Below are 24,898 nucleotides of genomic sequence, written 5' to 3'. Positions count from 1 at the left end.
TATTACCGCACTTAATTCGGTTTGCAAAGGAGAAAGTTTTCATGAGGATGACAGCTATCATTTCAGAGTACAATCCGTTTCATAATGGACACTATTATCAAGCGACGACAGCACGACGGGAAACGGATGCCGACGTCATCGTCGCCATCATGAGCGGGACGTTCATGCAACGTGGGGAGCCCGCTTTTACAGACAAATGGACACGTGCTCAAGCAGCAGTCGCAAGTGGTGCCGTTGATCTCGTTCTTGAACTCCCCTTTTATTTTGCCGTCCAACGCGCAGATCGGTTTGCGCTCGGTGGGGTGACGATCGCTGAGACGATTGGTTGTGAGTCACTTTCGTTCGGAAGCGAATGTGGAGACATCCATCCCTTTTTGCATGCGGCATCGGAACAAATTGAAGAGACTCTTGCATATAAGCAAGCGTTACGTGACGGATTAACAGCTGGTCTTTCTTCTGCTCACGCTGCTAGTCAAGCGTTCAAGAGTGTCTCACAGACGCTTGATTTGACACAACCGAACAATACACTTGGTTATTATTATGCTCGCGCCGCGAAGACCGTTTCGCTTCATACGACAAAACGAATTGGAAGTGGCTATCATGACCTATCAACCGGAGCTATCATGAGCGCCACTGCGATACGCGCCCATTACCAGACGCACGGTCAGCTGCTCGCACTTCCCGAACAGACGGAGGACGTCCTTACAAACGCTTCTTTCGCTCATTTTTCGCACTATTATCCATGGATTCGACAACGCCTATTGACGACTCCCGTATCTGAGTTGATACGAATCGCCGGAATTGATGCTTCACTAGCTCCTCGTCTCATCGAAGGTGCCAAACAAGCAGAGACGTTCGATTTCTTTTTAAATCACGTCAAAACACGTCGTTATACGCGTACAAGCCTGCAGCGTGCCATTGTCTATCTGTTGACTTCAACGACAACGGAAGAGGTCGCACGGATTGATTATGATCATGTTGATTTCGTTCGCCCCCTCGCTTTTTCAGAACAAGGACGACTGGCACTTAAGAGTATCAAAACGCGTGTCCCTGTTTTAAGTACGTTCACGAGCCATCCTTGGCTAACAAAAGAAAGCCAAGTGACAGCTGCATACGCACTGCCCTTGGCTCGCTACGACGCGTTGCTCGAACACCGTCGTTTTCCTTATTTCGCTGGAAGTTCTTTTAAATAATCAATCGCATCTTCAACTGTCTTGATCGGAACGAGCTTCATGTTCGTTCCGAGTTTTTTAATGGATGGTTTTGCTTCTTTGTAGTTCTCTCCTGCTGGTACGAACATGATTTCAGCTTCTGCCTCGTCAGCAGCGACTACCTTTTGCCACGCACCACCGATCGGTCCAACTTTACCGCCTTCTTCAATCGTTCCTGTACCGGCAATCTTATGTCCTTTCGCCAAATCACCCGGCGTCAATTGATCATAGATTTCAAGCGTGAACATCATTCCTGCAGAAGGACCACCGACATCCTCGATCTGAAACTTAATAGCGGGGTCTGTCGTTACGTTTGAGATCGGTAATGGTTCATAAATACCAAGTCCGACACGTTTGACTTCTTTCGACAACTGATCCACTCGAATCGTCGTCTTCTTGACTTCCGATTTACGCGTGAACTGAATTGGAACGGCTGTTTTTGCTTTTTTCGATTGAATCGTCTTCATGAAGCCATCAAATGACGTAATCGATTTCCCATCGACGCCCGTGATCCGGTCTCCAGCTTTCAGTTTCCCTTCGGCTGGACCACCTGGAATGACACCGGACACATAGACCCCTTTAAAGTCGATATCGACCTTTTTATCAGCTAATTCATAGGCCTCGATCGTCGCATTATGTTGTGCTTCTTCCATGTATAGTTTCTGACGTGTTTCATACTGTGCATCTGACTCTCCGTCGTACAAATAATCACTTACGCTCGACGTTTCGGAAAACGGTAGGAAGAGGCTTTCTACGAGGAAGTAAGGGGTTGCTCGACGTTGGGCGATCGTCAGCATCATCAAATCGCCTGGCTCCTTGTCACCCCCAGACACATCAATCAAATCTTCAGTCGATGTCGCATCACCTGGATAGGAGATAAAATACGGAAGTGGCACGAAAAACACGAGCAAGGCAGCAATGACCGCTGCTAAGGCGGGTTTCCAAGCTTTCATCACAGTTCTCCTCTCGTATATCTCTGACGTAGCGCCTCTTCGACGGAAGATGGCACGAGATCAACGACGGAAGCACCGTATTTGGCCGCTTCCTTGACGATCGAAGAACTTAAGAAGGAATACTGGTTATTCGTCATCATGAACAGTGTCTCGATTTGATCGTTCATCTTTTTGTTGATGGATGCGACCTGCATTTCATACTCAAAGTCCGAGACCGCCCGTAGACCACGGACGATCGCGGTTGCGCCGACTTCCGCTGCGTAATCGACGAGCAAACCATTGAAGGAATCGACCTTGATATGTGGTAGATGCGACGTCACATCTGCAATCAACTCCATCCGTTCCTCAACAGAAAAGAGCGGTTGCTTCGAAGAATTGTTCAATACGGCAACGATGATCTCATCAAAAATCGGAACAGCCCGTTCAATGATGTCTAAATGTCCGTTCGTAATTGGATCAAAGCTCCCTGGGCAAATGGCGATTCGTTTCATACGTGGTCTTCCTCCGCTTCCATAAATTCATATAACGTGATTGAGATGACAGCGGAATAACGAAGTCGACGAACGACCTCTAGCCGTCCGATCCGGTCCGGTAATACAACAGCAGAGTCATGTTCACACACGATGACACCATTGTCTGTCAGCATGTCGTGTTGCTCTATGTACGTGACGTGTTCCGTCAATCGTTCTTTTGCATAGGGAGGGTCTAAATAAATTAATTTAAATGGCTTTTCGGAGGCTAGTTCCGTCAAGGCGATCGTAACGTCTTTTTTCAACACACGTGCTTGATCCGTATAGTGCGTCGTCTGCAAGTTATCTTGAATGGTCTGAATGGCTTTATGGTGTTGGTCGACGAATACCGCCTCATCGCATCCTCTCGAAAGAGACTCGATGCCAAGACCACCACTACCCGCAAACAGATCAAGCGCTCGTCCTCCATTGAAATAGGGACCGATGACGTTGAACAACGATTCTTTTACTTTATCCGTCGTCGGTCGTGTCTGATCCCCTGGTACTGCTTTTAGCCGCGTTCCTTTCCGTTCCCCTGAAATGACTCGCATTTCCTTCATTCCTTTCAACAAAGAAGCGACGAGGATGTCCTCATCGCCCCTTGGATTATGCTTCTTCTTGCATTTTACCTTTTTTATTCGCGAACGTCTCCGTGATGAACGGTCGTTCTGAACGTTTGATCGATTCGACGAACGGAAGAGTCGAAATGACTTCCATCACCTGTTCATGCTGATCTAAATCGACATACAGATGCACGTATCGTTCACGTTTAGACGTAAAGTAGACGTTCCCGTAACGGCGTAATTGACGGGATGCTTTCATCGCATTGACATAGACGATGAGTCCCACTCGTTCCTTGATCACGCCAGCCTACCCCCTTCATCTTCATTATCCGCTACAACTGCAACTTCCACCGGTCGAACAGCCTCCGGCACATCCTTGGTCAAAGAATGGATTCCCCGTTGGTACTTTGATTTGCGGTGATACTTCACCAGCGAGTTTCAGACTAATTTGTCCAAGTAGCGTCTCGAGTTGTTTTTCTGCTTTTTTAAACTGCGCGACTTCCTCTTGTAGATCAAGTCGACGTTTGACTTCATGGACCTTTTTTGTGATCGTCTGATAGTCCGGATGGTACCGTCCAAATCGTTGCACGAGCTCGTAATCTTCTTTGACTTGATGAAAGTCTCGAATGACGGACTGTGCCTCCACTGACTCTTGCTGTGCTTGTTTCGCACATCTATATGCTTGCCCCGTTTCACTTTGAGCGAGAGATCGAATGAGGTCTTCCGCTGCGTTGATGAGGTCAATCGTCTTATCGGTATATATCACAACGAATCTCCTCCTTAACTTTACCATCTTATCATAACATTTCTCTCCCTCCTAGCCCGTTGAATTGTGTATAATTTGTTCAGAAGGAAGGAATGAACTTTATGCAACTGCTCTCTTTTAATATGTTCCGGACGATTGGAATCAAGACGGAACATGCCAAATCAGATTATCACTTTGATTCCTTGAAAAAGATTGAACAGGCGGATGTCGTCTTGTTCCCGGAATACTGGCAAATCCACTCGATCATCTATGGAATGAAGAAGCCGATTTTTCCATCTGCCGCTACGTTCCACCTAGGTCATGACAAAATCGAGATGACTCGGATTTTTCAGACCGTCATTCCGGACAATATCCCTCGGACAGGCATCTACGGGAAAAATGAGTTCACAGTCGATCGAGTCTTACGTGAATTTTCGTTTCCGTTCGTCGCTAAGACAGTCCGTAGCTCGATGGGGCAAGGTGTTCATCTCATCAAAAATGAAGCGGACTGGAAGAAATACACGGATACACACGAGACGTTCTACATCCAAGAGTACATTCCGAACGAAAAGGATTTACGTGTCGTCGTCGTCGGTGATCAAGTCCTCGCGGCATATTGGCGCGTCGGTGGTGCACAGTTCTTAAATAACGTCGCTCAAGGTGGCGTCCTTGATTTCGATGATGTGCCACAAGGTGCAATTGATTTCGTGCTCGCGCTTGCGAAACAGCTTGATATCGATCACGCTGGTTTTGATCTTATCATCCGCGACGGACAATGGTACGTTCTCGAGTTCAATGTCTTCTTTGGTGGTGAAGGACTTAATCACCTCGGCATTCATGCACCAGATACGATCCTTGAGTACGTTGAACGAAAATACGGAAGTTCATGAATTCTTCAAAATGACTTCACAACTTTTACGTCATCGTTTCATTCATTATGGTATGATAGTTTGGAAAGACTAGTATCTACTAGCAAACTGGGGTATAGGGGGATTCAAACATGAAGTTTGAACAATATGGCATCGAAGGCAAGGAACTGAAGTTCGGTCTTCTTGAAACAATTATGGATCATCACCGTTTTGTTCGCGAAGGACAATGGGATTACGAACGTGCGATGTACGACATGAAATACGAAAAACAATCAACAGGCGAAGTATTCTATCTCCGTGTTCCAGTCTATGCGATCCAAGGTGAGATCGAAGACCGTCACGCTGTCGTCCGTATGATGACACCACTTCTAGGGAAACATTACTATCCACACGGCGTCGAGTATGATGAGACGTTCCCACCGGAAATCGTCAAGGACTGCGAACGTCGTTTAGCAGCACTGCTTGAAACACTTGAAAAATAAGCTACACGTAGAGGTTCCAATCGGGACCTCTATTTTTTTCGGTCTTTTTTCCAATAAAAAAGCCGATGACTTCGTACTACTTATGAAGTCATCGGCTCATTACCTATCTGTATAGTGATTGCGCAGCGTTCGTGTGTTTTATCTTAGCGCGTGACGAATTGTACGTAAGACACGACGTCATCGCCGAGTTGAATCTTAAGTTGTTGACGTACATGTTGATAGAGCGCATGCAGTGACGTCGCTGAGACATCCACTTTTACACTAAAAGCAATCTCTTCCCAGTCCATCCGTTTAATCCGATAGTGTCGAACCCCGTAATCTTCGATCGTACAAGCGAGTAACTCCTCGATTGCTTGAACAGAGACGATCACATCTCCTTGCATGTAATCTTCATAAGTCATCTTCCTTCACTCCTTCGCTAGTTGTGTGACTGAAGACATGACTTCTTCCAAGTCGACTGGTTCGTCCGGTGTCTTCGCCATCGAAGAGATCGCCCGAACTTTGTTCTCACGGTCTAAAATAAACATTTGTGTCCCGTGTGTCACTAAGCCGCTTTCTGCTTTTGAATAATAGAAGTTCAACTGACGTGTCAGACGATCGATGACGACTGGGTCTCCTGTCAGTACTCTCCATCCTTCAGCATCTGCTTCGAAGTTGGAAGCATACGTTTTTAAGACTTTCGGTGTATCGACTTTCGGATCGACTGTCACTGCAACGAGCTCGACGTCACTTCCATATAGCTCTTCGCTACGAAGCTTTTTCTCTAGTTTCCGATAATCATTTAGCGTCAATGGACAAATATCAGGACAGTTCGAATAGAAGAATGTCAATACCTTGACCTTTCCATCTTCCGAGTTAAACGACTTACCGTTCACGGCGTTCGTTAATTCAAATGGTGTCGGCTCAGCGATAACAGGCAATTTTTCTTTCATGAAGAAATAATAATATCCCCCGGCTGCCGCAACTAAGATGAGGACAACGGCAGCAACCGTCAAGTAACTATTTTTTTTCAAGTTGGCTCCCCCTTAATGACTCCAGATCGCCCGGAATACGTTCGTCGTCTCACCAGGATCGTAGACGACATATAATAAGCAATAGACGATGACGCCGGTGATTGCCGTCAAAAACCAAATGATCGAAGCAACTGGTCCGATTTTACGATGACGCACAAAGTTCTTCTTATAGGCATGATAGAGCGCCATCAATCCAAGCACCCCACCGGATGTCGCAAGTAGGATGTGGAAAATCAAGAATCCTGTGTAATATGGCTTGACGGATGCAGGACCACCAAAAGCGGTATTACCAAGTAGAATCGTCCGTAAGGCGTACATAATGAAAAACAGTAAAGCGAGTGCAGCAGCGATTGTCATCACGGTTTGGTGAGCTTTCATGTTGCGACGTGTCTGAGCAATCAAGAACCAGCCAATCGCTACGAAAATCGCACTGATGACAATCAGCGATACACAAATCAACGGCAAATAACTCATGTTCCAACTTCCTCCAATTTAATCCGCTTTTGGTGTGAAGGACATGCCTTCATCCACGGCAGTACTTTTCGAACGGCGTACCCATGTAAAGAAGGTCAATCCGAAGAATAGACCGTATACGAGTTCTTGACCGAGCTTCATCAGGACACCACCGAAGCGTTGATCCTCTAGTAAGTCATCAGTCGTTCCAAGCAATCGTTCCAGATTCAACCCGCTCAAATCATTGTTCGGCATACAGTAAGCGAGTACTTTCGCGAACGTCGCTGGATCCTGATACGCTTGATACTGGAAACTTTGACTGAAGATCATGAACGCACAAGCAGGTGTCAATAAGACACCGTTCGCGACGATATAGACCATCTTCTTCAGGTCAGACAAACTATCGTTTTCGTTGACGGGTGCAATGATCGGATACCACATCGTCATGCTCAAGAAAATAAGTGTTCCATGGAACAGACGGTGAACGGTATAGTTCGTCAGGACATAATCAAAAATAAATGGCATATGATAAAACGTAAACAAGGCATTAAAGACGACGAGTGCAATCAACGGCTTGACGAAGAAACGAAGAATCTTCCCAAGATACGGTATATTGAACAAGCGCTTATAAAGCCACTCTGGTAGTGCAATCAACAAGAGCGGCGGTGCGACCATATAGACGAATACCATCTGCAACATATGTGCAGAGAAGGTGATATGCGCTAGCAGGTCTAACGGACTTCCAAAACCGATGTAAAAAACGACCAATGCCGCGAGCATCGAAAATTTTTGTCCGAGCGTTGTTTCCGGCTCGTCCGGACGACGCAGCTTTTCTGTCACGACAGCATATAGGATATACAATCCAACGAGTATCAACGCATAATACGGACTCCATAAGACAGTCCATTCGAATTGCGAAAGTGCTCCCCTTAAATTGCCTAACATATTTCTTCACCCCGTTCCTTTCTCTTACAAACTAAGATTACCGTTCCCCTATTTCATTGTAAAGGTTTCTCATAAAACGATTCCAAAATAAAAGACCATCCTGCTAAACGTTAGCAGAATGGTCACATTTCTTACCAGATTAACAGACGGAGCGTTGCGACGATCGTCAAGGCGACGAATATACCAAGACCCATCATAACTTTGATCCATGTGTTGCCTTTATTGTTCATGTGCATGAACATATAAAGCTGGAGATAAACTTGAACGATTGCCATGATGATCAAGAATCCACCAGCTGCCCAGTGAGGCATGAGATCTGCCATGACTGCACCGAAAGCGATGAGCGTCAAGAAAATCATGAGTGCGAAACTGATGAGTTGCAGTTGAGTCTCACGACCACGTTCTGCTTTCATTTCGAGTTCGACTTGATTGCGTGTTAATTGCGGTTCGTGTTTTTCCATCTTATTTCACCATCCCCATGAGGTAGACGACTGAGAAGATAAAGACCCAGACGACGTCAATGAAGTGCCAGTAAAGACTTGAAACATAATACTTCGGCGCGTTCACGACTGTAATGCCACGATTCCAGTTCCGGATCAACAATGTCGAGATCCAAAGAAGACCAAATAAGACGTGTCCACCGTGGAACCCAACGAGTGTATAGAAGGCAGAACCAAATGCACTCGACGTAAACGTATGACCGATGTGGTAGTAGTGATTGAACTCATAGATCTCACCACTTAAGAATCCAAGACCGAGAAGCAATGTGATGATGAGCCAAAGCTTCATCTTTTTCACATCGTTACGTTTCATTGCCATCATTGCAAGAACGCTTGTCAACGAACTTGTCAAGAGGAGCATCGTCATGATGAAGACGAGACCCATTTCGAAGATGTCATAACTGCGTAGACCTTCTTTAGCACCGGAGTTATGAAGTCCGATGTATGTTCCGAAGAGAGAGGCGAACAAAGTCGTCTCTCCTCCAAGGAAGAACCAGAAGGCTACATATTTATTCTTACCCTCAAGTGTTGCTTTTTCAACATGATCCGGAATACCCGTGATCGGGTTGTTTGGTACTGAATGATGACCCATCTTACTTCGCCTCCTTTTCTGCTTCAAGGCGTAGATCTTCTTCGACGACTGATTTCGGGATGTAGTATCCTTCATCGTCGATCCAAGAACGGAAGAACATCGCGATGAATGTCATCGCAAGACCGATCAAGGCAATGACCAGACCGACAGTACCGTAATCTAGGCGAAGAATGAATCCAAGACCTGCAAGGAACAGACCGACTGACATAACGAACGGCAAGATCGAGTTGTTCGGCATGTGGATATCACCGACTTCTTCCGAAACAGAGACTGTTTTGTTACCTGCCATTTTTTCGAGCCAGTACGTATCTAAACCTTTGACGAGTGGAATTTGTGCGAAGTTGTATTCTGGAGTTGGAACAGGAAGTGTCCACTCAAGCGTACGTCCATCGCCCCATACGTCACGTTTTACATATTCTTTTGACATCAATGCGGCAACGATCGAGATGACGAGAATGATCGTCGACACACCCATGAAAGCTGCACCGATTGAAGAAAGTAAGTTCATTGTTTCCCAGCCTTGGTTTGGCAAGTACGTGAAGACACGACGTGGCATACCTGTAAGACCAAGAATATGTTGTGGGAAGAATGTCAAATGGAAGCCGATGAAGAACAACCAGAATTGAATTTTACCCCAGAACTCGTTGAGTTGTTTCCCGAACATGAGTGGGAACCAGTAGTAAAGACCTGCGAAGAGACCAAAGACGACCCCACCAACGATAACGTAGTGGAAGTGGGCAACGACGAAATAACTGTCGTGGTACTGATAATCGGCAGGTGCTACTGAAAGCATGACCCCTGTCATACCACCAACAAGGAATGATGGAATGAAGGCGACCGAATAAAGCATCGCGACTGGGAACGTCAACTTCCCGCCCCATAGCGTAAAGAGCCAGTTGAAGATCTTGACCCCTGTCGGTACAGCGATCGCCATCGTCGCTACTGCGAAGATCGCGTTCGCAACCGGACCGAGACCGACTGTGAACATGTGGTGAACCCATACCATGAATCCGAGGAAACCGATCAACATCGTCGCAAAGACCATCGTCGTGTATCCGAAGAGACGTTTACGAGCAAACGTAGGGATGATTTCAGAGAAGATACCGAATGCCGGTAAAATCAAGATGTAAACTTCCGGGTGACCGAAGATCCAGAAGAGGTGTTCCCAGATGACGATGTTCCCGCCCGCTGCCGGGTCAAAGAAATGCGCTCCGAAGAGTCGCTCGAACGTCAAGAGGAACAATCCAACCGTAAGTGGTGGGAATGCGAAAACGATCAAGGCAGAAGCAACGAATGCTGTCCATGTGAAGAGCGGCATCCGCATCAGTTTCATACCTGGTGCACGCATGTTCAAAATCGTAACGAGGAAGTTGATCCCCCCCATAAGTGTACCGAAACCAGAAATCTGTAACCCGAGTGAGTAGAAGTCAACACCAAGCGACTCTGGTACTGTCGAGAGTGGTGCGTAAGCTGTCCAACCTGCGTTTGGCGCAGCGCCGAAGAACCATGAAAGGTTCAGTAAGACTCCACCAAAGAAGAACAACCAAAAACCAAGTGCATTTAAGAATGGGAACGCAACATCGCGTGCTCCGATTTGAAGCGGTACTGCTGCGTTCATGTAACCGATCAACATCGGCATCGCTGCCAAGAAGATCATCGTCGTACCGTGCATCGTGATCAATTGGTTAAAAAGTTCACCGCTGACGAAATCGTTCATCGGTTTAATCAATTGAAAACGAATCATTAGGGCTTCTACGCCACCAACTAGAAGGAAGAACAATCCAGAGATGATGTAGAGAATCCCGATTTTCTTATGGTCGACTGTCGTTAGCCAGTCCATGATGCCGCTTTTTTTCTGCGGCATACCCATAGTATGTGTCCCCACTATGATTCCCCCTTAAAAAATTATTGGAGCTTTTTGTCCAATAGATAATCTGCCAATTCGCTCAATTCTTCATCGCTGATCTTATCTTCAGAGAATCCAGGCATTTTTGTACCTTGTTTCTCTTTTTGTGGATCGCGAATCCATTTTTCGAGGTTTTCTTTATCATGCTTGAGGTAACCCGCGATACGCTGACGATCACCGAAGTTCGTCAAGCTAGGTGCGACTTTCCCGCCGCCATGACAGCTGAGACAGTTCTGGGCGTAGACTTGCTCACCAGTCGTCCAGTTCTTTTCATTCTTTTTATCAAGCTGTTTTGTTTCTGCTTCTTTTGCAGATTTCATGTCTTTCAACCATTTGTCGTAGTCATCCTGCTCCATCGCAACGACTTTAAAGTCCATCAATGCGTGAGAAGGACCACACAACTCGGCACATTTACCGTAGTACGTGCCTGCTTCTTTTGCTTGTAACCACATTTCGTTATCAAGACCTGGGTTTGTATCTGTCTTACCAGAAAGAGCCGGTACCCAGAATGAGTGAATGACGTCTTTAGACGTCAAGTTAACCGCAACACGTTTACCGACTGGGATGACAAGTTCTTGTCCTGTCGAAACACCTTTGTCTGGATATTCGAATTCCCACCAGTAAAGGTTCGCTGTAACGTTGATTTGTTCGTTTTTCTTCGCTTCTTTTGCATCCGCAAGTTCAACCGTTGTTTTGATCGTCGGAATTGCAAGAACGATCAAGAGAAGGATCGGAATAACTGTCCAGATGATTTCAAGCGTGTGGTTCCCTTCGACTTGCTTCGGAACCGTGTTATCACCTGATTTACGACGGAATTTCATAAGTACGTAAATATAAATGACGGCTACGATCGCAAGGACGAACAACATGACCCACAAGCTAAGCTTGATGATCTCAAGTTGCATTTCAGCGCCTTCTCCGCGAGGCTGTAGCGCAGACAATTCCGGAATTCCACAACCTGATAACATGAGTGCCATCAAGCCGATTGGAAGAAGCCGGAAGAGCATTTTTACTGATTTTTTCACAACCATCCCCACTTTCTTTGTCCCCAATTTTGTCTTTCGTAATGGTGTACGTGAATTATGTCAAATCGTTTTAGAAAGAAACGAGTACGACCGTCACGATCCAAGCCGTGAAATAAAACAGTGAGAAGAAGAACATCTTCGACGCCCATTTGATTTCGGCTTGTTCATCTTGGATCTTCAGACCTTTCAGTCCCATATAGAGCCAATATCCACCGAGCAATGCCATGACGATCATGTAGATGATGCCATAGTGTGCTAAGAGGAGTGATGATGGAATAAGTACTGCAATCCACCATACAATTTGTCGTTTCGTGATCGCGAATCCGTTTACGACAGGTAACATCGGGATACCTGCTGCCCGATACTCCTCTGTCCGTCGCATCGCGAGTGCGAGGAAATGTGGTGGTTGCCACACGAACATGATGAGGAATAAAATCCACGCATCAATGTGAAGCGTCGGAGTGACTGCCGCAAATCCAATGATTGGTGGCACAGCTCCTGATATACCACCTACGACTGTATTGATCGTGTGTGTTCGCTTTAACCACATCGTATAAATCACGACGTAAACGAATGATCCGATCAATCCGAACACTGCCGCCACATGGTTGACGATCAACAACAATACCGTACCGGTCGCAAGAATCCCGAGTCCTAGCGCGAGTATTCGCTGTCCATCCATCTTCCCAGTAACGCTTGGTCTTCCCATCGTCCGTTCCATCTTATAATCGATGTCCCGGTCAATGTAGTTATTGAGGTAGCAACTTCCGGCAATGACTAATCCACTCCCGAGAAGCGTCCACAGTAACATCCACTTGGTTTGCCATAGATACAATAGGACATCATCCGTTATGTACGATGCCGCTACGACATACCCTGCGAAGACCGTAATCAGATTGGCACGGACGATCCCCATTTTTGCTAGGGTGATATAGTCCTTGAATGTGGGCTGATCCGCCTGCTCGATTGCCATATCCAGTGCCTCTCCAGTAACTTTCGCCATGCTGTTCCCTCCTTTTCACCATCTGCTTCCGTGTAGCACCTAGGCTTCACGTAATTTCTTCACAGAAATAACACAGACATGCCACGAAACGTCCTTTTCTCTATAAAAGATACCACATATTTAGGACCGTGACGTATGAAAATACTTTCGACATAATGAACAAAATGTGAAATCTATGTGATTTTCATCACAGTTCACCATATTTACCTAATACTAGAATAGCGTTGTTCTAAAAGATTGCAAGCGTTTCGAGACTTTTTATGCGATACTAGTCCTATGGAAATCCATGTATTTCGTATTTTTTAGAAAGGTGGTGTCCAAATCTTGAATCGAAAGCTTTCGATGTTTTCAGCCTTCGTCACGTTTACGATGATGATCGTCTTGCTGATGGGTGGGACAGTCACAAAAACGGACTCGGGAGATGGCTGCGGAACAGATTGGCCACTCTGTCATGGGGAACTCATCCCGACAAACCCAAGTGTTGAAACGATGATTGAATATAGTCACCGCGCTGTGACCGGAGTCGTTGGACTCCTAATCATCGCCTTATGTCTCTGGACGCTCGTTGCCTTTAAGGATCGATTAGATACGAAGATTTTTGCATTTCTTGCCTTCATCTTCATGTTGATTCAATCCATCGTCGGAGCAGGAGCTGTCGTTTGGCAACAATCAGATCTCGTCATGGCGTTACATTTTGGTATCTCCTTGATTTCCTTTGCTGCCTTATTGATTTTAACGATATTGATCATGGAGCGTCCTGGTCAGGAATTCAGGGAATCTGTCCCAGCATTCTTGCGGAAGCTCTTGTACGGTCTGCTCGTCTACACGCTGATCGTCGTCTATACTGGTGCTTACGTTCGCCATGTTGGCGCTACATATGCGTGTGTGGGTTGGCCCGTTTGTTCCCAACCGTCGATGACGTTCGAAGCCTGGGTCCAAATGATTCACCGAATCATGGCTGGGCTATTATTCCTCTATACGTTGTTCGTTCATATTACAGCCATTCGCTTAAAACACCGGACGACGACAATCGGCATGGCATTCGCGACGTTCTTCATCTCGTGTCAAGTTGCTACAGGTGCTTGGATCGTTCTCGGTGGACATGCAACATATGTACCGTTACTGCACGCCTTCTTGATTACGTGTTATTTCGGTGTCTTATCTTACTTGACGTATCATGCATTCCGAACACGTAAAGCAAATAGCCGTCTTCAATAAGGTCGTAAAAAAAAAAGGATGTTCCTCCGCTGAGGAATATCCTTTTTTCATTATTTGAATCGAGCGATTGCACGCTTTCGCGCTTCATCATGTGCAACGATTGGTTCTGGGTATCCAGAGTCTTCTCGTTGTTGCTGCGTCGGTTCATGAATATATTGCTTCGACAGATCTTTGATTTCCGTGACATACTGCCGAATGAACTCTCCGTCCTTATCGAACTTCTTTGATTGTGTCGTCGGATTGAAGACTCGGAAGTACGGTACGGCATCCGTCCCGACCGATGCCGCCCATTGCCAACCACCGATGTTCGAAGCCGCTTCATAATCGACGAGTTTCTGTTGGAAATAACGTTCCCCTTTTTGCCAATCGATCAATAGATCTTTTGTCAGGAACGACGCGACGATCATCCGCAGACGATTATGCATCCAACCGGTTTGGTTCAATTGACGCATCGCTGCATCGACGATCGGATAGCCGGTTTTTCCTTCACACCAAGCCTTGAATCCGTCCTCGTTTTCTTCCCACTCGATTTCTCGGTACTGGGTGTTGACCGCTTGTCGTTTCGATTCCGGGAAGTGCATTAAAATCATGTAATAGAACTCACGCCAGATGAGTTCGGTGATGAACGTCTGCTTCCCTTTCGACTCTTTTGCATCTTGAATAGCTGCATAGACCGTTCGAATCCCGATCTCACCGGTCCGTAGATAACGTGAGAGTAAACTCGTACCGTCCATCGCTGGAAGATCACGATTCTCTTCGTAGTTTTCAAGCGATTGCTCGATGAATTTCTTTAAGCGTTGTTTCGCTTGCTTCTCACCCGGATGAAATGCCGCATCAGACTGTGCCTTTTTAAAATAGGCATCAATGAAACTATTAGTGTGCTGGCGCTTATGATAATGATCCCGTAGCGTTTGCCACTTCACTTCATAGGGTGTTGGAATTTCTTTTTTCATGAACGCATTCTTATACGGCGTGAATACTTTATAGAACTTTCCATCCTGCTTTTTAATGTCATGTGGATGGAGCAGATGCCGGTCTAACAAGCGCTCCGTTTGTCGTTTCTTACGTTTTTTGATGATTCCCTCATCCCGCGCCTTGAATGGTTCGACATATTCCGCGTTGAATAACAAAACGTCCGCATCATTGGTTGCATCTAAGAAAGCTTGTTCATCGCCTTCGATGAAGCGAATCGGCATCTCTTTTTCTTTACAATCATCTGAAAACAATTCGAGCGCTTGAAAGAAATATTGTTGCCGCGCTTCATATTCTCCAATGTAATCTGGATTGAGCCAAAAGACGAACTCGACTGTCGCTTTTGGATTTTCCTTCAGTAATTCAATCGCACGTGCCAACATGTGGTTGTCTTGTAATCGAAAATCGCTTCGAATCCAACAAATAATGTTCAACCGTATCCTCTCCCATTACATATTGAATGAAAAACAGGCAGCCCGCCGAGCGTGCGCCTGTTTTTCATTGTGACCTTATACGAATTCAATCAATAAGTCTTGACTCGCAATAGCTTCGCCTTCTTTAACATGGACGGCTTTGATCTCACCGTCTTCTGGTGCTTGGATCGTCGTTTCCATCTTCATCGCTTCCGTAACGAGAAGTTGTTCTCCTTTACGGACACGAGTGCCTGTCTCAACGAGTACCTTCAGCACACTACCCGGCATCGACGCACCGATCTGTTTTGCGTTACTTCGATCTGCTTTTGGACGGCTTGATGAACTTTCCTTAATACTGATGTCCTTGACTTCGACTTCACGAGGAACACCATTCATCTCATAATAGATTGTCCGCATCCCGTGATCGTCTGGCTGACCGATTTGAATCAACTTGAGATATAGTGTCTTCCCTCGTTCAATTTCGACCTCGATCGTTTCGCCTAAGCGCATACCGTGGAAGAATGTATTCGTATCAAGAACCGAGATATCGCCATATCGCGCGACATACGAACTGTAGTCCATGAAGACTTTTGGATAGAGCGCGTAAGCGAGAGCATCAAATTCCGTGACTGGTCGTTCAAGTTTCTCAAACAACTCATTTTTTATTGCATCAAAGTTGAGTGGTTGCATCATCTTACCAGGACGTTCCGTCAACGGAGCAGCTCCCTTCAAGATGGCACGTTGTACTTCTTGCGGGAAACCGTCCGGCGGAGTTCCGATTTCGCCCTTCATCAGTTCAACGACTGAATCCGGGAAATCAAGTCCACTTGCTCGGTGCAGTACGTCTTCTTCCGTCAGATGATGTTGGACCATGAAGAGCGCCATGTCTCCAACGACTTTCGACGACGGTGTGACTTTGACGATATCGCCAAACAACATGTTGACACGCGCATACATTTCTTTGACTTCAGACCAACGATCCGCAAGCCCGACCGCTTTTGCTTGTTGCTGTAAGTTCGAATATTGCCCACCCGGCATCTCATGATCGTAGACGGTTGGATTTGGTGCGATCATATCAAGTTCGAATGCTTGATACAAATGACGCACGTCCTGCCAATAGTCCGAAATCTGTTCGAACTTCTGTGCTGAGACGAGTGGTTGACGTGGATGACCACTTAGGGCATGAATCAAGCTACCACCCGCTGGCTGACTCGTCAGTCCTGACATACTTGATGCCGCGACGTCAACGACGTCGACCCCGGCATCGATCGCACGCGCATACGTATAAATCCCGTTTCCACTCGCATCATGGGTGTGAAGATGGATTGGTAACGATACTGCATCTTTAAGTGCCGATACAAGCGCATAGGCTGCTTCCGGTTTCAAGAGACCCGCCATATCCTTGATGGCAATGATGTGAGCACCGCTCTCTTCCAGTTGTTTCGCCAGATTGACGTAATACGGCAGATGATATTTCGGACGATTCGCATCGAACAGATCCCCTGTGTAACAGACAGCTGCTTCCGCGATTTTACCTGTTGGCAAGACCGCATCGATGGCGAGTTGAATTGATTCCGGGTTGTTCAAGCTGTCGAAAATCCGGAAGACATCGACTCCCGCTTGCGCCGCTTCCTTGACGAAGGTATGGATGACATTGTCTGGATAGTTCTTGTAACCAACGCCGTTCGCACCGCGAAGTAACATCTGAATCAGGACGTTCGGCATCTTTTCACGCAATTTCATCAGACGAACCCATGGATCCTCTGATAAGAATCGATACGCGACATCAAACGTTGCCCCTCCCCATGCCTCGACTGAGAACAATTCAGGAAGCAGTTTCGCTTCCGCCTCTGCGATCGCAACGAGATCCTTCGTCCGCATTCGTGTCGCAAGTAACGATTGATGAGCGTCACGGAATGTCGTATCCGTTAACAAAACGTTGTCTTGTGCTTTCAACCATTTCGCGACAGCTTCCGGTCCTTCTGCATCAAGGATCGCTTTTGCGCCTGGCGTGTAGTCTGCCGGAAGATTTTTTGGAATTCGGACGTCACGCGCAAGTGGCTTGTCCAGTTTTCCGATTCCCGGGAATCCATTGACGGAAACCTCTCCGATGTACGTCAACAGCTTCGTTCCCCGGTCTTGACGTTTTGGGAAGATGAATAATTCTTGTGTATCATCGATAAACGATGTATTGTAATCGCCGCTGACGAACGCGTGGTGTTTCAAGACATTGCTCAAGAATGGGATGTTCGTCTTAATACCACGAATCCGGAATTCACTTAAGTTTCGACGCATTTTCGCGACCGCTTGGTCATACGTCAAACCGTGCGTCGAGATTTTAACGAGCAACGAGTCATAATACGGTGAAATTTCTGCTCCGACATAGGCATTCCCACCATCGAGACGTACACCAAAGCCGCCTGGTGAACGATACGCTTTAATCTTACCTGTATCCGGCAAGAAGCCGTTCTCTGGGTCCTCTGAAGTAATTCGGCTCTGGATCGCAAAACCAAGCATCTTAATCTCTTCTTGTTGTGGAATGCCGACAAGGTCGCTATGTAACGATTCGCCTTCAGCAACACGGATTTGAGTCTGAACGATGTCAACGCCTGTGATCATCTCCGTAATCGTATGCTCGACTTGTACACGTGGGTTGACTTCGATGAAATAGAACGATTCATCTTGTGTGACGAGAAATTCGACCGTACCCGCATTTTCGTATCCGACATGTTTCATCAACGTGACAGCCGCGTCACAGATCTTTTTACGCCCTTCTTTTGAAAGCGTGACACATGGCGCCACTTCGACGACTTTTTGGTGACGTCGTTGTACGGAACAGTCTCGTTCAAACAAATGAATGATGTTTCCATGTGCATCCCCTATGATTTGGACTTCAATATGTTTTGGTCGTTCGATTAATTTTTCAACGTAAATTTCATCCGAACCGAATGCTTTTAAAGCTTCAGATTTCGCTCGTTCAATCATGTCTGGAAGCTCTTCTTCTGTCCGGACGACACGCATACCACGTCCACCACCACCAAGCGATGCTTTGACCATGAGTGGATAGCCTGCTTCTTTTGCGAACGCATACGCTTCATCAATTGATGAGATCGGACCATCTGTTCCTGGAATGACAGGAAGACCCGCTTCAATTGCAGTCGTCCGTGCCCGTACCTTATCTCCGAACTTATACAGGTGATCTTCTTGCGGCCCGATGAAGATGATTCCTTCTTCGCGGCAACGTTTGGCTAGCTCAATATTCTCAGAGAGGAATCCATAACCAGGATGGATCGCATCACATTCGGCTTTTTTCGCTGTTGCGATGATATCTTCAATGTCGAGGTAGGCTTCGATCGGTTTTTTTCCTTCTCCGATCCGGTACGCTTCATCGGCTTTATAACGATGAAGAGAACCCATGTCCTCTCGTGAATAAATAGCAACGGTACGAATACCGAGTTCTGTCGCTGCACGGAAAACGCGAATCGCGATCTCCCCGCGGTTTGCTACGAGAATCTTCTGGATTTTAGTCAACTGATGCTCCCCCTTTAGTTAATGAGCTCGTGGCACTCATCGAACGTGCAGTTTGCACTTCTTTATGATAAGCCACCCGATATTTGTTTTGCATAGAAATGTTTGCCATTACACCAAGCATCGTACTCATGACGAGTAACGATGACCCACCGTAACTGATGAATGGCAAGGTGACACCTGTACCTGGAAACAGACCAGACATGGCTGCAATATTGATACATGTCTGGATGAAAATAATACCGGAAATCCCAAGTGCGAGCATGCTCGAATAAAGTGAGACACACCGGTTAGCGATGATCGCCCCTTGAATCATCAGGTAAAACAATAGACCGAGTACGACAAGGACCCCGATGAAGCCGAGTTCTTCCGAGATGATCGACATGATGTAGTCGGTTTCAGGCTCTGGCAGATAACCATACTTTTGAAAACTATTCCCAAGACCCACTCCGAACAATCCCCCATGGGCAATCGATATGACGGAGTTGATGAGCTGATATCCCTTACCTTCTGCGTCAAGAAAGGGATTCAAACTCGCTTGAATCCGTTGCATCTGATTATCCGAAAAATTGTTCCATGCGTACAAGAAGATGATTGGAACGGTAACGACACATAACATGATGTAACCACTCGGTAATCCTACTGCAAATAAAATCATCGCCGTGATGAGTAACAGAATGAATAATCCGCCGTCATCCGGTTGCATACGAATGATGATCGCGTAAGGTGCAAGTAACACAAGCATTGGAATCAAGATCCAGTCCGAGAAACTAAGTAAAATCCGTTTTCCGGGGGACGTCGCTGGAATTTGACGATGGATGAAGTGATGGACAATCCCAATCACGCCATCCATCTTTCCTTTGTGCTTTTGATCAAAATAACTGGCAAGTCCGACGACAAGCACGAATTTACAAAGCTCGATTGGTTGAATTAAGAAGATACCGAAGTTCAACCAGGCGCGAGCTCCGTTTAGGGGAGCCGAAAATAGTGTTGCCATCAGCATCAACCATGTAATCGCGTACAAGAGTAAACGAATGACTGGTCCACGAAATACTTCATGATTCACTTGCGAAACTAAAAGGAACAGCACGATGGCCATCGCATCGAACATCAACTGCTTCTCAAAGAAGGACGTATTCGCATAATCGCCACCGTTCCAAACGCTGGCACTATAGACCATGACTGTACTGATCGCCATGAGGATGAGCATCGTAAAGAAGAGACCGTAGTCAAAAAATGCTCGTTTTTCTTTAAACTTCGCTAACATATGTACACGTCCTTTTTTTCGTTTTCTAAAAAAAAATACCCAAACGCCGCATTTCACGTTTGAGTAGAAAATCAGCACGTCTCCGCATCATGTAAATCAGATAATTGCTGTTCAAGTGATTCGAGCAACTGTTTCCCTTCACCCGCATCAATCAGTTCAAGACGTACCGCAAAATCAATCTGACGGGACAATCCGAACATTTGTGTATCCAATACTTCCTCGTAAAGAGGACATTGTGGCATCGTTAAATTCGCAAGCTGGACCTCGATCAACCGGCGGATTTTTTGTGCATCCGCTTCTAGTAGCTCAAGAGCGCGCTGGCGATGAACTGTCTCGATTTCAGTTGACAATCCAATCCCTCCTCATCAAATGACGCGTTCCTGTTATAGCTAAACTTTACCTTACTTTCGCCAACAATTCAACGTTTCGGTATAATGGATTTGTTGGACTTACACATTTAGGGGGTATAACAAATGATTTTTCCGATTAACGGTAAAGTACGGCACCAGTTGACGATTGATCCGACAGTTTGGATCTTTGATGAACGAAAGGTTGCGATTGAGAAGATTGGCCAACCAGCAGATACGAGCGAACAAGAAGCGTACTACGCGAAAATGGGGGCAGCGTGGGATAAAGGCATCATGGAAGGCAGTCGTACGGATCATAATCGTCCGATGACACGCGCTGAAAAAGAAGCCGCGCTTCAAGGGTCATTCGCCATGGCGCTCGCACCGTTCATCCGGAATGCTGAACTCTTACCGGAAGCGACCGCTATTCGTTTCGAAGGTGAAGAAACGGTCGAACTTCGACTTGAGCAACTCGACGAAGTGTACCTGCAGTTCTCACAAGACGGCAAAGTGTTAGCAGATGGACCCGTTCACCTGTTGCACGGACAACGGATCGTCAAATCTGTTCACACGGTTACCGTCATATAAGGAAAACGTGGTGCGCCTGAATAGACGCACCACGTTTTTTATAATAAGTCGGCTGCGAGGCGCGCCAGATTCGAGCGTTCCCCTTTGACGAGTTTGACGTGTCCCGTCATTTTCTCATTCTTAAGGCGTTCTACGGCGTAGGATAAACCGTTCGAATATTCATCTAAATACGGGTGATCGATCTGTTGCGGATCACCCACTAACACGATTTTTGAGTTTTCACCGACACGTGTTAAAATCGTCTTGACTTCGTGTTTCGTCAAATTCTGCGCTTCATCGATGATGATGAATTGCCCCGGCATGCTCCGTCCTCGAATATATGTCAACGCTTCCAGTTGAATCGTCTTCATTCCCGCGAGAATGTTACCAAGTTCGTCTCCTGATCCCGTATTAAAGAGATGTTCGAGGTTATCGTAGATCGGTTGCATCCACGGACGAAGCTTTTCCTCCATCTCACCTGGCAAGTAGCCAATATCATTTCCCATCGGCACGACTGGACGAGCAACGACAAGTTTTTTATATTTATGCTCGTCTTCTACTTGCAGGAGCCCCGCAGCGAGTGCAAGTAATGTCTTTCCGGTACCTGCCTTCCCAACGAGTGTAACGAGCGGTACATCGTCTCGAAGTAATAACTCAAACGCCATCCGTTGTTGAACGTTTCGGGGAATAACACCCCAGACTTGATCGACATCGATCGAAAGTGCCCGGATGATCGGCAAATTCTGATCAACGACAGCAATGGCAGAGGCTTTTGACATATTACTTTTTAGAATGATGAATTCATTCGGTTGCACTTTTTCCGGCAATACATCAACTGAAAGTCGTTTATCCTGATAGAAAGCATCGATATATTCCTGATCGACGGTCACTTCGATGAATCCTGTATAAAGACCAGTCAAGTCAGCGATATGATCCGTCATATAGTCCTCAGCGACTAATCCATACGCATCCGCTTTAACGCGGACTAAGATATCTTTTGAGACGAGAATGACATCTCGTGGCGTCGCTTCAGTTTGTTGTTCACGATGAATCGACCATGCGAGCTCGATAATCTTATTATCGTTCGATTCATGGATAAACGGCGAGCCCTCGTAAATGGAGTCACCGATATCGACGCGAAGAATGCCACCGTTACCAAGCGGAACTCCCGCATGAAGCTGACCGGTTTCCCGCAATTGGTCTAAAATGCGAGCTGTTTCTCGTGCGTTGCGCCCCACCTCATCCATGTTGCGTTTTTTTCCATCCAGTTCTTCTAGTACGATCGCTGGTATGACGACATCATGCTCTTGAAACTGAAAGAGAGAAAGTGGATCGTGAAGCATGACATTGGTATCAAGTACGTATATTTTTTTCATTCCATCGTTCGCCCCTTTAGAGTCGAGTTTGTGATGAATGTTACGCTTTTAGGATGCGATGAACAAGTTGATCCAACCGTTCAGCTGCCTGTTCATCGTATGTTTTTTCAATGGTCGGTCGTTGTGTGACAGCTGCTCCATAAAATAAGATGTCACGCACCTCTTCGACGCGCCCCTCATAAAAAGAGAGCGGAAGTGGAAGTGGTTCTTGCGGCGTAAACGCCTTGACGTCCGTACACGTTAAGCTGTGTGTCGACTGCTCTGCAAAGAAGATCAAGGTGAAAACCGGATGTTCTCGTAACGTTTTGACGAGATGAGAATCTGCTTCGATCGCAAAACGAACCGTTTGTGAATCCTTCGCATATACCCAACTAATTGCATGTGTGATCGGCCAATGTTTGGATTGATCATGCGTGATCAAAAAAACAAGTGGTAATTGTGATAACGCATCTACTTGATGTGAGCTGAGATGTTGCTCTACTTTATTTGCCATGACATCACCTCCTCTATGACTTAGTGATGATATTTCGAGATATACTTCTCGATTCCCTTTTTTACATCTGAATAATCTTCTAATATGATATACTAAGAAAAAAAGGGAGGACCCGACATGCGAGTGAAATGTACGATTTGCGATAAGCGTGAGACGATTGATGATTGGTCCTTCACGGCGAAGCGATTACGCAATAAACCAGTTCGTGTCCATCTATGTGATGAGTGTCGATCTCGCGTAGAAGAACGGACACTCGAACGCCATGCCTCTGGACAATTTCATTTATACCCCACTTGGGAAACAAAACGAAAACATTGGTAAATAAAAGGTCTGTGGGAAACTTCCCTGGCAGACCTTTTTTGTTCACCGCTTGATTCGAACCAATCGATCATCCTCGGTCGACGGAGTCCCTCTACCATCTGTATTGTTTGTAATATAATAAATTGACGTCTCATCAATCCACACGTCGCGAATCCGCCCTTGATTTTCGACAATCGTTTTGACCTGTTTCGTCTTTAGATCAATCGCTTGTAATCGTTGACCTACAAGTGTTGCAAAATACAACGTATCATCCGCTTCTGCAATCCCACTTGGTGCAACGGATCGCTCTCCCACTTCGTACCACGGTGTCACGAGTCCCTCTGCTTTCTCTGTTCCTTCAATCGTTGGCCATCCATAATTTTTTTGTTCAATTCGATTAATTTCATCGTGTCCACTTTGTCCGTGCTCACTTGCATACAGTTGGTCATCGACGAAAACAAGCCCTTGTGGATTTCGGTGACCAAGACTATAGACATAGCCTTTTTGATTCCCCTTGAACGGTTTTCCTTCAGGTGTGATGCGTAAAATTTTTCCTGCAAGTGAATCGATGTCTTGCGCCAGTTCAGGATTTGCTGCGTCTCCTGCTGTGACGTATAGTGCACCTTCTGGACCCCACTCAAGTCGTCCTCCGTTGTGAATCGTCGCTCCCGGAATATCGTCGAGTAACACACGCTCTTCGACCCACTGATGGTCTTCCTCTTTGATTGCAATGACACGATTGGTCGCTTGATTTTGTTTTGCATACGTATGATAGACGTATGCCGTCTTATTGTTCTTAAAATCAGGGTCAAGTACCATACCGAGTAATCCACTTTCTCCTTCAGCAATTACATCTTTCTTCAGTTGCAAGCGCATCCTCTCATAATCACCTTGTTTTCCTTTGACGATTGTTCCTTCGCGCTCTGTAATATAAAAAGTCTCTCCTTCGCGAACGATATTCCATGGGGCGTTTAGCTCTTTAAATACGACTCCTTCTTGCGTTTGTGATGATTGCGTATCTTCTTGATTACCTGAATCCTGTTGATTGTTTTTTTGTGTCTTCTGATTGGTTTCCTTTGTTGACGATTCTTCTGACGTTTGTGTACAGCCGATCAGAATACCCGCTAACAGCAGGGGTATGACATACCTTATTTTCACTGTTTTCTCCCCCCTTTTAGTATCCCTGTTCCCGCTACGCTTTAAATCATGCATCTGAATTAGCACAAAAAAAGAACGAACCTCCGAAGAGATTCGTTCTTTTGATTCATGACATGCTTCCGTCAAGAAGCTGTCCGTTCACGTTCACGCTTGACCATCCACATCCGGAAGCGATAAATACCAAGTACGAAGACCATCGCAAGGAGTACTTCAGGAATCGGCCATGTCCAGAAGACAAGCGTCAATGCTGCCGAGAAGACGGCGAGCATGAGATAGACGATCAGTGATTTCCACCATGCTAGTTCCTTAGCAAATCCTAACTTAAAGACGACAAGCGTCAAGATGACGACAGTGATCATTAAAGGATAAAATCCCGTTTCGATGTTATTCGGATCACTTCCGACACCGAGAAGTTTCGCGATGAACGGAATATCGTATTTCGGAAAATCAGAAGCAACGGCAGCTTGTGCATTCATTGCCAATCCCCCTA

General features: G+C 46.1%; 28 protein-coding genes. 6 read left to right on the top strand and 22 right to left on the bottom strand.

The window, feature by feature from the left end; all coding sequences use genetic code 11:
• The first annotated feature begins 41 nt into the window (after positions 1 to 41).
• Positions 42 to 1,193 (top strand): nucleotidyltransferase family protein, encoded by a 1,152-nt coding sequence (locus tag BW42_RS01960; protein ID WP_035406780.1) that lies wholly within the window; start codon positions 42 to 44, stop codon positions 1,191 to 1,193.
• Here BW42_RS01960 and BW42_RS01955 read toward each other — a convergent pair.
• From BW42_RS01955 to BW42_RS01935, 5 genes are read right to left on the bottom strand one after another with little or no spacing between them, the layout of a single operon-like run.
• Positions 1,166 to 2,164, bottom strand: coding sequence for a SepM family pheromone-processing serine protease (locus BW42_RS01955; protein WP_052018992.1), 999 nt, complete (start codon positions 2,162 to 2,164; stop codon positions 1,166 to 1,168). The genes BW42_RS01960 and BW42_RS01955 overlap by 28 nt on opposite strands.
• Complete coding sequence (coaD, locus tag BW42_RS01950) at positions 2,164 to 2,655, bottom strand: pantetheine-phosphate adenylyltransferase (RefSeq protein WP_035406774.1); 492 nt, start codon at positions 2,653 to 2,655, stop codon at positions 2,164 to 2,166. Before coaD ends, BW42_RS01955 begins: the two co-directional genes overlap by 1 nt.
• Complete coding sequence (gene rsmD / locus BW42_RS01945; RefSeq protein ID WP_081780349.1) at positions 2,652 to 3,233, bottom strand: 16S rRNA (guanine(966)-N(2))-methyltransferase RsmD; 582 nt, start codon at positions 3,231 to 3,233, stop codon at positions 2,652 to 2,654. The genes coaD and rsmD overlap by 4 nt, the downstream gene beginning before the upstream one ends.
• A 46-nt stretch (positions 3,234 to 3,279) precedes the next feature.
• Positions 3,280 to 3,537, bottom strand: coding sequence for a YlbG family protein (locus BW42_RS01940; protein WP_035406768.1), 258 nt, complete (start codon positions 3,535 to 3,537; stop codon positions 3,280 to 3,282).
• Positions 3,538 to 3,561: 24 nt separating this feature from the next.
• On the bottom strand, positions 3,562 to 4,002 hold the full coding sequence (locus BW42_RS01935; RefSeq protein ID WP_035406766.1) for a YlbF family regulator: 441 nt from the start codon (positions 4,000 to 4,002) through the stop codon (positions 3,562 to 3,564).
• A 101-nt stretch (positions 4,003 to 4,103) separates the two neighbouring features.
• On the opposite strand from BW42_RS01935, the gene BW42_RS01930 reads away from it, so the two are divergent.
• Positions 4,104 to 4,871 carry a RimK family alpha-L-glutamate ligase gene (locus BW42_RS01930; RefSeq protein WP_231496837.1) on the top strand — a complete coding sequence of 256 codons (768 nt, stop codon included), beginning with the start codon at positions 4,104 to 4,106 and terminating at the stop codon, positions 4,869 to 4,871.
• 110 nt (positions 4,872 to 4,981) lie between these two features.
• Positions 4,982 to 5,332 carry a YugN family protein gene (locus BW42_RS01925; protein WP_035406760.1) on the top strand — a complete coding sequence of 117 codons (351 nt, stop codon included), beginning with the start codon at positions 4,982 to 4,984 and terminating at the stop codon, positions 5,330 to 5,332.
• Between the two features lie 143 nt (positions 5,333 to 5,475).
• Here the strand turns inward: BW42_RS01925 and BW42_RS01920 are convergent, their stop codons facing one another.
• The 9 genes from BW42_RS01920 to cyoE all read right to left on the bottom strand — a co-directional run bounded on the left by BW42_RS01920 (position 5,476) and on the right by cyoE (position 12,769).
• Complete coding sequence (locus BW42_RS01920) at positions 5,476 to 5,733, bottom strand: hypothetical protein (RefSeq protein ID WP_035406757.1); 258 nt, start codon at positions 5,731 to 5,733, stop codon at positions 5,476 to 5,478.
• A 6-nt stretch (positions 5,734 to 5,739) separates the two neighbouring features.
• On the bottom strand, positions 5,740 to 6,345 hold the full coding sequence (locus BW42_RS01915) for an SCO family protein (protein ID WP_035406755.1): 606 nt from the start codon (positions 6,343 to 6,345) through the stop codon (positions 5,740 to 5,742).
• A gap of 12 nt (positions 6,346 to 6,357) precedes the next feature.
• On the bottom strand, positions 6,358 to 6,819 hold the full coding sequence (locus BW42_RS01910) for a DUF420 domain-containing protein (protein ID WP_035406752.1): 462 nt from the start codon (positions 6,817 to 6,819) through the stop codon (positions 6,358 to 6,360).
• An 18-nt stretch (positions 6,820 to 6,837) separates the two neighbouring features.
• Positions 6,838 to 7,743 carry a cytochrome c oxidase assembly factor CtaG gene (gene ctaG / locus BW42_RS01905; protein WP_035406749.1) on the bottom strand — a complete coding sequence of 302 codons (906 nt, stop codon included), beginning with the start codon at positions 7,741 to 7,743 and terminating at the stop codon, positions 6,838 to 6,840.
• 131 nt (positions 7,744 to 7,874) lie between these two features.
• Positions 7,875 to 8,204 (bottom strand): cytochrome C oxidase subunit IV family protein, encoded by a 330-nt coding sequence (locus BW42_RS01900; protein ID WP_035406746.1) that lies wholly within the window; start codon positions 8,202 to 8,204, stop codon positions 7,875 to 7,877.
• Between the two features lies 1 nt (position 8,205).
• The gene (locus BW42_RS01895) at positions 8,206 to 8,835 is read right to left on the bottom strand and encodes a cytochrome c oxidase subunit 3 (protein ID WP_035406743.1); all 630 of its coding nucleotides are present in this window, start codon (positions 8,833 to 8,835) and stop codon (positions 8,206 to 8,208) included.
• Between the two features lies 1 nt (position 8,836).
• Entirely contained in the window at positions 8,837 to 10,705 is a 1,869-nt protein-coding gene (gene ctaD, locus BW42_RS01890; RefSeq protein ID WP_052018991.1) for a cytochrome c oxidase subunit I, read from the bottom strand.
• 35 nt (positions 10,706 to 10,740) lie between these two features.
• Positions 10,741 to 11,772: a cytochrome c oxidase subunit II gene (coxB, locus tag BW42_RS01885; protein WP_081780348.1), complete on the bottom strand. Its 1,032-nt coding sequence runs from the start codon at positions 11,770 to 11,772 to the stop codon at positions 10,741 to 10,743.
• Between the two features lie 64 nt (positions 11,773 to 11,836).
• On the bottom strand, positions 11,837 to 12,769 hold the full coding sequence (gene cyoE / locus BW42_RS01880) for a heme o synthase (protein WP_035406737.1): 933 nt from the start codon (positions 12,767 to 12,769) through the stop codon (positions 11,837 to 11,839).
• 324 nt (positions 12,770 to 13,093) lie between these two features.
• Between cyoE and BW42_RS01875 the strand changes: the two genes are divergently transcribed.
• Entirely contained in the window at positions 13,094 to 13,987 is an 894-nt protein-coding gene (locus BW42_RS01875) for a heme A synthase (RefSeq protein WP_052018990.1), read from the top strand.
• Between the two features lie 50 nt (positions 13,988 to 14,037).
• On the opposite strand, the gene BW42_RS01870 is transcribed toward BW42_RS01875, so the two are convergent.
• The 4 genes from BW42_RS01870 to BW42_RS01855 all read right to left on the bottom strand — a co-directional run bounded on the left by BW42_RS01870 (position 14,038) and on the right by BW42_RS01855 (position 20,517).
• Positions 14,038 to 15,393, bottom strand: coding sequence for a deoxyribodipyrimidine photo-lyase (locus BW42_RS01870; protein ID WP_035406733.1), 1,356 nt, complete (start codon positions 15,391 to 15,393; stop codon positions 14,038 to 14,040).
• 75 nt (positions 15,394 to 15,468) lie between these two features.
• Entirely contained in the window at positions 15,469 to 18,903 is a 3,435-nt protein-coding gene (locus BW42_RS01865) for a pyruvate carboxylase (RefSeq protein WP_035406731.1), read from the bottom strand.
• Positions 18,896 to 20,167, bottom strand: coding sequence for an FtsW/RodA/SpoVE family cell cycle protein (locus BW42_RS01860; RefSeq protein WP_035406728.1), 1,272 nt, complete (start codon positions 20,165 to 20,167; stop codon positions 18,896 to 18,898). Before BW42_RS01860 ends, BW42_RS01865 begins: the two co-directional genes overlap by 8 nt.
• 71 nt (positions 20,168 to 20,238) lie before the next feature.
• Positions 20,239 to 20,517: a YlaN family protein gene (locus BW42_RS01855; protein ID WP_023468835.1), complete on the bottom strand. Its 279-nt coding sequence runs from the start codon at positions 20,515 to 20,517 to the stop codon at positions 20,239 to 20,241.
• Between the two features lie 123 nt (positions 20,518 to 20,640).
• On the opposite strand from BW42_RS01855, the gene BW42_RS01850 reads away from it, so the two are divergent.
• On the top strand, positions 20,641 to 21,102 hold the full coding sequence (locus BW42_RS01850) for a hypothetical protein (protein WP_035406725.1): 462 nt from the start codon (positions 20,641 to 20,643) through the stop codon (positions 21,100 to 21,102).
• A gap of 38 nt (positions 21,103 to 21,140) precedes the next feature.
• Here BW42_RS01850 and BW42_RS01845 read toward each other — a convergent pair whose 3' ends face one another.
• Complete coding sequence (locus BW42_RS01845) at positions 21,141 to 22,457, bottom strand: PhoH family protein (RefSeq protein WP_035406722.1); 1,317 nt, start codon at positions 22,455 to 22,457, stop codon at positions 21,141 to 21,143.
• 40 nt (positions 22,458 to 22,497) lie between these two features.
• Positions 22,498 to 22,950: a hypothetical protein gene (locus BW42_RS01840; protein ID WP_035406719.1), complete on the bottom strand. Its 453-nt coding sequence runs from the start codon at positions 22,948 to 22,950 to the stop codon at positions 22,498 to 22,500.
• A gap of 117 nt (positions 22,951 to 23,067) precedes the next feature.
• Between BW42_RS01840 and BW42_RS01835 the strand changes: the two genes are divergently transcribed.
• On the top strand, positions 23,068 to 23,271 hold the full coding sequence (locus tag BW42_RS01835) for a YlaI family protein (RefSeq protein ID WP_035406716.1): 204 nt from the start codon (positions 23,068 to 23,070) through the stop codon (positions 23,269 to 23,271).
• Between the two features lie 42 nt (positions 23,272 to 23,313).
• Here BW42_RS01835 and BW42_RS01830 read toward each other — a convergent pair whose 3' ends face one another.
• Positions 23,314 to 24,408, bottom strand: coding sequence for a sorbosone dehydrogenase family protein (locus BW42_RS01830; RefSeq protein ID WP_231496836.1), 1,095 nt, complete (start codon positions 24,406 to 24,408; stop codon positions 23,314 to 23,316).
• Positions 24,409 to 24,530: 122 nt separating this feature from the next.
• Complete coding sequence (locus tag BW42_RS01825) at positions 24,531 to 24,884, bottom strand: YlaH-like family protein (protein ID WP_035406714.1); 354 nt, start codon at positions 24,882 to 24,884, stop codon at positions 24,531 to 24,533.
• Positions 24,885 to 24,898: the final 14 nt, after the last annotated feature.

Origin of the sequence: Exiguobacterium sp. RIT341 (assembly GCF_000632205.1) — a bacterium.
Taxonomy (GTDB): Bacteria; Bacillota; Bacilli; order Exiguobacteriales; family Exiguobacteriaceae; genus Exiguobacterium_A.
Note: the sequence above shows the minus strand (reverse complement) of the source record. Positions and strands in the feature narration are given on the sequence as shown.